The organism is Azospirillum sp. (genome assembly GCF_050789165.1).
Map to the genome: position 1 here is coordinate 100009 of NZ_JBOZRT010000159.1, position 7270 is coordinate 107278.

6 protein-coding genes are annotated in these 7270 nt (G+C 72.0%); 5 read left to right on the forward strand and 1 reads right to left on the reverse strand.

The annotated features are described in order from the left end of the window. The 5 genes from ACRWK7_RS33930 to ACRWK7_RS33950 are packed head-to-tail and all read left to right on the forward strand — an operon-like array spanning window position 1 to window position 5531. Window positions 1-825: an ABC transporter ATP-binding protein gene (locus ACRWK7_RS33930; RefSeq protein ID WP_431862065.1), complete on the forward strand. Its 825-nt coding sequence runs from the start codon at window positions 1-3 to the stop codon at window positions 823-825. Beyond that, window positions 825-2333, forward strand: a complete 1509-nt coding sequence (locus ACRWK7_RS33935) for a hypothetical protein (RefSeq protein WP_431862067.1) — start codon at window positions 825-827, stop codon at window positions 2331-2333. Before ACRWK7_RS33930 ends, ACRWK7_RS33935 begins: the two co-directional genes overlap by 1 nt. Then, window positions 2330-3481 carry a Gfo/Idh/MocA family protein gene (locus ACRWK7_RS33940; RefSeq protein WP_431862069.1) on the forward strand — a complete coding sequence of 384 codons (1152 nt, stop codon included), beginning with the start codon at window positions 2330-2332 and terminating at the stop codon, window positions 3479-3481. The genes ACRWK7_RS33935 and ACRWK7_RS33940 overlap by 4 nt, the downstream gene beginning before the upstream one ends. Before the next feature lie 2 nt (window positions 3482-3483). After that, window positions 3484-4653, forward strand: a complete 1170-nt coding sequence (locus ACRWK7_RS33945; protein ID WP_431862071.1) for a dihydrodipicolinate synthase family protein — start codon at window positions 3484-3486, stop codon at window positions 4651-4653. Further along, window positions 4653-5531 (forward strand): sugar phosphate isomerase/epimerase family protein, encoded by an 879-nt coding sequence (locus ACRWK7_RS33950; RefSeq protein WP_431862073.1) that lies wholly within the window; start codon window positions 4653-4655, stop codon window positions 5529-5531. The genes ACRWK7_RS33945 and ACRWK7_RS33950 overlap by 1 nt, the downstream gene beginning before the upstream one ends. A gap of 394 nt (window positions 5532-5925) precedes the next feature. On the opposite strand, the gene ACRWK7_RS33955 is transcribed toward ACRWK7_RS33950, so the two are convergent. Next, window positions 5926-7270 (reverse strand): tetratricopeptide repeat protein (locus ACRWK7_RS33955; protein ID WP_431862075.1); only part of this gene is annotated, 1345 nt, incomplete at its 5' end.

The following is a 7270-nucleotide window of genomic DNA, read 5'->3' on the forward strand; positions in this document are numbered from 1 at the left end:
ATGGCATCGCACCTGAAGCTGGTGGGGGAGGCGCCGATGACGGCGCAGCGGCCGCCGCAGACCCTGATCCGGGTCGAGGGCGTGTCGAAGACCTACCGCACCCGCGACGGCGAGGTGCCGTCCCTGCAGCCGCTCACCTTCGACGTCCGCGAGGGCGAATTCCTGGTGATCGTCGGGCCGTCGGGCTGCGGCAAGTCGACGCTGCTGAAGATGGTCGCCGGCCTGCTGCCGGCGACCGGCGGCTCGATCCGCATCGAGGGCACGGAGATCACCGAGCCGCACGACGACGTCGGCATCGTGTTCCAGAGCCCGGTGCTGCTGGCGTGGCGCTCGGTGCTGCGCAACATCATGATGCCGGTGGAGGTGCGCGGCCTACCGCGGGCCGAATACCTGGAGCGGGCTCAACGCCTGCTGCGCACGACCGGGCTGGAGGGCTTCGCCAACAAGTACCCCTGGCAGCTGTCGGGCGGCATGCAGCAGCGGGCATCCCTGTGCCGGGCGCTGGTGCACGACCCGAAGATCCTGCTGATGGACGAGCCGTTCGGCGCGCTCGACGCCATGACGCGGGAGCGCATGAACCTGGAACTGCAGCGCATCCAGCACGAGACCGGCAAGACCGTGCTGCTGATCACCCACTCGATCCCCGAGGCGGTGTTCCTCGCCGACCGCGTCATGGTGATGAGCGAGCGGCCGGGCACCATCGCCGCGACCTACGAGGTGCCGCTGCCCCGGCCGCGCACGCTGGACGTCATGGGCGACCCGGTCTTCGTGCAGCTGACGCAGAAGATCCGCGGGCACTTTTTCACCCAGGGGCACCTCGACTGATGGAGGCGCCCCGGCTCCGCATCCGCACCGTTGAGCTGTTCGAGCGGCCCGTGCGCTTCCGCAAGCCCTTCCGCTTCGGTGCGGTGACCGTGGAGGCGGCGGCGCAGGCGTTCGTCCGCGTGCTGGTCGATGTGGAAGGCCGCGGCGAGGCGTGGGGCTGCACCGCCGAGATGATGATGCCCAAGTGGTTCGACAAGCGCCCCGACCGAAGCCCGGCGCGGACGGTGGACGGGCTGCGGGTGTCGCTTCGCCTCGCGGCGCGCGGGTATGGGGGCGGGTCCTGGCCCGACACGGCGTTCGGCCACCACGCGGCGGTGCGCGGCGCACACGAGGCGGCCTGCCTAGCGGCGGGCGAGACCCGGCTGACCGCGGCCTACGGGCCGGCGCTGCTCGACAAGGCGGTGCTGGACGGGCTGCTGCGGGCGCTCGGCGTGGATTTCTTCACCGGGATGGCGGGGAACGTCGCCGGCATCGACACGCGTTCGACGCCGGACCTCGACGGGTTCGGGCTGGATGGGTTCCTCAAGGGGCTGCGGCCGCTGGCGGCGGTGTGTCTGCGGCACACGGTGGGGCTGGTGGACGATGTGGAGTCGTTGAGGGCGCTCGTTGCCGGCCCCCTCCCTAACCCTCCCCCGCTTCGCGGTGGAGGGAACTCCGCCGCTTCGGCGGCAGACTCCCTCTCCCGCGAAGCGGGGGAGGGATGGGGAGGGGGCAAATGCCCCCACCACGTCAAGATCAAGCTCTCCGGCGACCCGGCCTCCGACCTCGACCGGCTGCGCGCCATCGCCGCGGTGCTCGGCCCGGCGCTGCCCACCTGCCGCGCCACGCTGGACGGCAACGAGCAGTACCCCGACACCGCGACGCTCGCCGCCTTCCTCGACGGGCTGGAGGCCGACCCGGCCCTCGCCGCGTTCCGCCGCGCCCTGCTGTACGTCGAGCAACCCATCGCCCGCGAGCGCGCGCTCGACGAGCCGCTCGGCCCCGTCGGCCAGCGGCACGCCGTCATCATCGACGAGTCCGACGAATCCTATGACGCCTTCCCGCGCGCCCGCGCCATGGGCTACCGGGGCGTCTCGTCGAAGTCGTGCAAGGGCCTGTACAAGGCGATCCTCAACGCCGCCCGTTGCGCGGCGTGGAACGGCGACGGCAGCCGCCACTTCATCTCGGCCGAGGACCTGACCTGCCAGGCCGGGCTGTCGGTGCAGCAGGACACCGCGCTGGTCGCCCTGCTCGGCATCGGCCACGCCGAGCGCAACGGGCACCAGTACGTGGACGGCTTCGCCGGCGCTCCCGAGGAGGAGGCCGAGGCGTTCCTGGCCGCCCACCCCGGCTTCTACGCCCGCCAGGACGGCCCCCATGGAGGTGGCGTCCGGCTGAACACCGGCGCCGGCAGCCTGCCGACATCCCCGCTTCGCGTCCCCGGCTTCGCCCACGCGGCGGAGCCGCGCTGGGACAGCCTGCAACCCCTCGCCTCTCCGGCCGAAGTCAGTAAGGAGACCCTTTCATGAGCACGCGTCGTCTTGGGATCATCATGCACGGCGTGACCGGCCGCATGGGGATGAACCAGCACCTGATCCGCTCCATTCTCGCCATCCGCGCCCAGGGCGGCGTCGCGCTGTCGGACGGCAGCCGCGTCATGCCCGATCCGATCCTGGTCGGCCGCAACGAGGAGAAGATCCGCCGCCTCGCCGAGCAGCACGGCGTCGAGCGCTGGACCACCGACCTCGATCGGGCGCTCGATGACCCGAAGGACGAGCTGTTCTTCGACGCCGGCACCACGCAGATGCGCCCGACGCTGCTGGAGAAGGCGATGCGCGCCGGCAAGCACGTCTACTGCGAGAAGCCCATCGCCACCAACCTGGAGCAGGCGCTGCACGTGGTGCGCCTCGCCAAGGAACTGGGCCTGAAGAACGGCACGGTGCAGGACAAGCTGTTCCTGCCCGGCCTGCAGAAGATGCGCATGCTGAAGGACTCCGGCTTCTTCGGTCGGCTGCTGTCGGTGCGCGGCGAGTTCGGCTACTGGGTGTTCGAGGGCGACTGGCAAACGGCGCAGCGGCCCTCCTGGAACTACCGGGCGGAGGACGGCGGCGGCATCATCCTCGACATGCTCTGCCACTGGCGCTACGTGCTGGACAACCTGTTCGGCGAGGTGCGCAGCGTGTCGTGCCTGGGCGCCACCCACATCCCCGAGCGCTGGGACGAGCAGGGCCAGCGCTACGAGGCCACCGCCGACGACGCCGCCTACGCCACCTTCCAGCTGGAGGGCGGGGTGATCGCGCAGATGAACTCGTCCTGGACCACGCGCGTCCACCGCGACGACCTCGTGACCTTCCACGCCGACGGCACGCTGGGCTCGGCGGTCGCCGGGCTGCACGACTGCGTGATCCAGCCGCGCGCCGCGACGCCGCGCCCGGTGTGGAACCCCGACCAGAGGCAGACGCTGGACTTCTACGACACCTGGGCGACGGTGCCCGACAACCAGCCCTTCGATAACGGCTTCAAGGCGCAGTGGGAGATGTTCATCCGCCACCTCTGCGAGGACGCCCCCTACCGCTACACGCTGATCGAGGGTGCCAAGGGCGTGCAGCTGGTCGAGGCGGCGCTGCGGAGCTGGAAGGAGCGGCGCTGGGTGGACGTTCCGGCGCTGGAGGTGTGAGCATGTCCCTGACCATCCGCCTGCCGCGCCCCGACCGCACGCTGGAACCCTACGAGGTCGCCCCGGCGCGCGGCTTCCCCGGCAGGATCGCCGGGCCGCTCAACCGCGTCGCCTTCGCCGCCGCGCACGTGGTGGCCGACCCGCTGGCCGACGCCGACCCGTGGCTGACCCCGGCCATCGACTGGGACCGCACCATCGCCTTCCGCGAGCACCTGTGGGACCTCGGCTTCGGCGTCGCCGAGGCGATGGACACCGCGCAGCGCGGCATGGGGCTGGACTGGGCGGCCTCGCAGGAGCTGATCCGGCGCTCGCTGGCCGCCGCCCGGCCGCGCGGCGGGCTGGTGTTCAGCGGCGCCGGCACCGACCATCTGGCGCCGGAGGACGCCCGCTCGCTCGACGACGTCATCCGCGCCTACGAGGAGCAGGTGGCGGCGGTCGAGGGCATGGGCGGGCGCATCATCCTGATGGCGTCGCGCGCGCTGGCCCGCGTTGCGCGCTCGGCCGACGATTACCTGCGGGTCTATTCCCGCATCCTGTCCCAGGTGAAGGAGCCGGTGATCATCCACTGGCTGGGCGACATGTTCGACCCGGCCCTGGCGGGGTACTGGGGCACAAAGGACCTCGACGCCGCCATGGACACCGCGGTGGCGATCATCAACGACCACGCCGCCAAGGTGGACGGGGTGAAGGTCTCCCTCCTCGACAAGGACAAGGAGATCGCCATGCGCCGGCGGCTGAACCCGCAGGTGCGCATGTACACCGGCGACGACTTCAACTACGCGGAGCTGATCGCGGGCGACGAGCACGGCTTCAGCCACGCGCTGCTCGGCATCTTCGACGCCATCGCGCCGGCCGCCTCGGCCGCCCTGGCGGCGCTGGCGGGGGGCGATGCCAAGACCTTCCACAGCATCCTGGAGCCGACGGTGCCGCTGTCGCGCCACATCTTCCGGGCGCCGACGCGCTTCTACAAGACCGGCGTCGTCTTCATGGCCTACCTGAACGGCCACCAGGACCATTTCACCATGGTCGGCGGCCAGGAGAGCGCACGCTCCACCCTGCACCTGACCGAGATCTTCAAACTCGCCGACAAGGCCGGCCTGCTGCGCGATCCCGAGCAGGCGGTGTGGCGAATGGCCGACGTGCTGGCGGTGCGCGGGATCGAGGCGGTGTGATGCGCGACTTTTCGCCCAGAGATTTTTCCGGGGATCACCGCTGGCTCTCCATCAACACCGCCACCGTCAAGGCGCAGGGCGACTTCGTGCAGATCGCCGAGGCCTGCGCCCGGCACGGCATCCGCGCCGTCTCCCCCTGGCGCGACCAGGTCGCGGCGGTCGGGCTGGAGCACGCCGTGCGGGCGGTGCGCGCCGCGGAGCTGGAGCTGTCCGGCTACTGCCGCGGCGGCATGTTCCCGGCGGACGCCGCGCACCGGGCGCAAGCGCGCGACGACAACCGCCGCGCCGTCGATGAGGCGAAGGCGCTGGGCGCGCGCTGCCTCGTGCTGGTGGTCGGCGGGCTGCCGCAGTATTCCCGCCCCGGCTCGGCGCCTTCGAAAGACATCGCCGCGGCGCGGGGACTGGTGGAGGACGGCATCGCCGAGCTGCTGGAGCACGCCCGCGGCGCCGGCATGCCGCTGGCCATCGAGCCGCTGCACCCGATGTACGCCGCCGACCGCGCCTGCGTGAACACGATGCGCCACGCGCTCGACCTGTGCGACCGGCTGGATCCGGGGCGGACGGGCGCGCTCGGCGTGGCGGTGGACGTCTACCACGTCTGGTGGGACCCGGAGCTGGAGGCGCAGATCGCCCGCGCCGGCCGCGACCGGCTGCTGGCCTTCCACGTCTGCGACTGGCTGGTGCCGACCACCGACCTGCTGCTCGACCGCGGTATGATGGGCGACGGGGTGATCGACATCCCGAAGATCCGCGCCCTCGTCGAGGCGCAGGGCTACGCCGGGCACGCGGAAGTGGAGATCTTCTCCAACCGCTGGTGGGGGCGGCCGATGGGCGAGGTGCTGGCCACCTGCATCGAGCGGTACCGGACGGTGGTGTAGCGGTTCCGAGTGGAACGGTTTGGAACACCGTGGAACAGTGTGCAGGGGGTGTTCAGTACGCCATCCCGGGCGTTGGACGCAGCTCGGGCCTTTGTGACTGCGATCCTATCGGAACGCGGTGCGCTTGGCAAGATGGTCGTGCCGCGGGCTGGTGAGTCGTGGGACGGCTTTCCGTTCTGTGCGACCTTTCTCAACCGTCATCCTTGCGCAGGCGCATGGGTGCTGACTTTGGCCCCGGTCCACCACCTTCTTGGCCGTCATCCCCGCGAAGGCGGGGATGACGGCTTGGGAAGGGAATGAGCGCGGGGAAGGGGGCCCAATCGCTTGATTGAGTGCCTATGCGCCTTTGCGGGGACGCCGACGACGGTGAGGTCGGACGAACCGGCAAGCCCTCCTACCCGGCGGCGTGCCACACCTCCAGCAGCGCCGCCTCGAAAGCGGCGGTGAAGCGTGCGGCGTCGCAGATCTCCGCCGCCATGTCCGCGCGCAACGCCGCCCGGCGGGCAGTCAGCGCGGCGGGATCGGCGATCAGGCGCGCGGCGATGTCCAGGTAGGCCTCGGGCGCGGCGGCCACCAGATCGGGGTGGCCGATCTGCCGGAGGATCGCCAGCGACTGCCGCGCCACCGGGCGGCGGCCCTCCAGCGTCACCACCGGCACGCCCATCCACAGCGCCTCCAGCGTCGTCAGGCAGCCGCAGAACGGGAACGGGTCGAGCGCCACGTCGATGTCGGCGTATTCCGCCAGCATCGCGTCGTGCTGCGAGGCCCCGCGCAGGTCGAGGCGGCTGGGGGCGACGCCGTGCGCGGCGAAGGCGACGCGAAGGGCGGTGCGCTCCTCCCCGTCGCCCAGCGTGTGCCACTTCAGCACGAGGCGCGCGGCCGGCACCCGTTTCAGCAGCGCCGCCCACAGCGCGACCACCGCCGGCGTCAGCTTGGACAGGTTGTTGAAGCTGCCGAAGGTCGGGGCGCCGCGCGCCAGCAGCGGCGGCGGCGCCACCGGCGGGCTGGGCTGCGGCGGGGTGTAGCAGAAGCGGCCGGACGCCAGCGGCACCACGCGCTCGGAGAACCAGCCGCGATGCTCCGGCGGAACGCTGGCGGCGTCGGTGAACAGCGCGTCGATGGTCGGCAGGCCGGTGGTGTGGAAGTAGCCGAGCCAGCTCACCTGCACCGGCGCCGGCTTGGCGGCGAAGACCATCAGACGGTTGTTCGCGGTGTGCCCGGCGAGGTCGATCAGGATGTCGATGCCGGCGCGGCGCACCGCCGTCTCCAGATCGGCGTCGGACCAGCCGGCGCTGTCGTGCCAGACGTCGGCTGCGGCGCGCAGGCGGGCGGTGAGGTCGTCGGGCGCGCGGACGTCGCTGAACACGTGCACCTCGAACCGGCTGCGGTCGCGCCGCTCCAGCGCCGCCGCGGCGAGATAGCCGACCGGGTGCCGCTTGAGGTCGGGCGAGACGTAGCCCAGCCGCAGCCGCTCGTGCCGGACGCGGGCCGGCGGGCGCGGGCGGGCGACGGCGGCGCCCCAGGCGCGGTGCGCGGCGGCGAGGTCGTCGTCGCCGACCGCCGGGTCGTAGTTGAGCGCCAGCAGCAGGTTCGAGGTGGCGCCCCCGGCCCGGCCGGCGAGGGTCTGCGCCCACGCCAGCGCGCGGCGCGCCCGCTCCGGCCAGCGGCCGGCGAGCAGCGCGACGCCGAGGTTGTTGCACGCCTCCACCGCCTGCGGATCGAGCGCCAGCGCGGTGGCC

Coding starts and splice junctions, on each gene's coding strand:
- ACRWK7_RS33950 (WP_431862073.1), top strand. CDS start 4,653: ATGCGCGACTTTTCGCCCAGAGATTTTTCCGGGGATCACCGCTGGCTC.
- ACRWK7_RS33935 (WP_431862067.1), top strand. CDS start 825: ATGGAGGCGCCCCGGCTCCGCATCCGCACCGTTGAGCTGTTCGAGCGG.
- ACRWK7_RS33930 (WP_431862065.1), top strand. CDS start 1: ATGGCATCGCACCTGAAGCTGGTGGGGGAGGCGCCGATGACGGCGCAG.
- ACRWK7_RS33940 (WP_431862069.1), top strand. CDS start 2,330: ATGAGCACGCGTCGTCTTGGGATCATCATGCACGGCGTGACCGGCCGC.
- ACRWK7_RS33945 (WP_431862071.1), top strand. CDS start 3,484: ATGTCCCTGACCATCCGCCTGCCGCGCCCCGACCGCACGCTGGAACCC.